Origin of the sequence: Bradyrhizobium sp. PRIMUS42 (assembly GCF_023006515.1) — a bacterium.
In the GTDB taxonomy this organism is placed as follows: domain Bacteria; phylum Pseudomonadota; class Alphaproteobacteria; order Rhizobiales; family Xanthobacteraceae; genus Bradyrhizobium.
This window is the reverse complement of the sequence record NZ_JALBGZ010001416.1, coordinates 1-684: the sequence shown is the minus strand read 5'-3', so window position 1 is coordinate 684 and position 684 is coordinate 1. Positions and strand designations below refer to the sequence as shown.

The following is a 684-nucleotide window of genomic DNA, read 5'->3' as shown; positions in this document are numbered from 1 at the left end:
ACCCGGCATGGTGCCGCGCTCCACCAGCCAGGCATCGTCCAGCCGGCCGGCGGATGCGAGCGCGCGGCGCACTTTTGCGAGATTGCGGCCGGTCTTCATGACGACGAGCGCATCGGAATCGCGCATGCGCCGCTCGAGCTCGTCTTCGCCAAGTGTTCCCATCAACACCGTCGTCACGTCGTCGCCGAGCGCGATCGGGCGTCCGACGCCGTTCCAGCAGCCGACCATGCCGGGAATGCCGGCGATCACCTCGATCTCGACCCGGCCTTGCAGGCGCGTGTGCAGGTGCATGAACGAGCCGTAGAAGTAGGGATCGCCCTCGCAGAGCACGACGACATCGACCGCGCGCGCAAGCCGCGCCAGGCGCTCGGCCCATTCGTCGTAGAAGCCGGCGAGCAGCTGCACGTACTCAGCGCTGTCGAAGGCGATCTCAGTCGTGACAGGATATTCCATGGGGTATTCGGTGACGTCAGTCGCCAACATGCCGTCGACGATACGCCGCGCCTGGCCCGGCCGGCCAATCTTGCGGAAATAGGCCACGTGCTTCGCGCCGCGCACGGTGCGGTCTGCGCGCACGCTCATCAGATCGGGATCACCGGGGCCGAGACCGCAGCAGATGATGCGTCCCATCGCTATTCGCTCCGGCTCGCCAGCGCGTTCACGGCGGCGACCGTGATCGCGGAG

Annotated in this window: 1 protein-coding gene; it reads right to left on the bottom strand. The window is 67.3% G+C overall.

What is annotated here, in order from left to right; translation table 11 throughout:
* Window positions 1–630 (bottom strand): precorrin-2 C(20)-methyltransferase (cobI, locus tag MOV75_RS40770; protein WP_247008504.1); only part of this gene is annotated, 630 nt, incomplete at its 3' end.
* Between the last annotated feature and the right edge of the window lie 54 nt (window positions 631–684).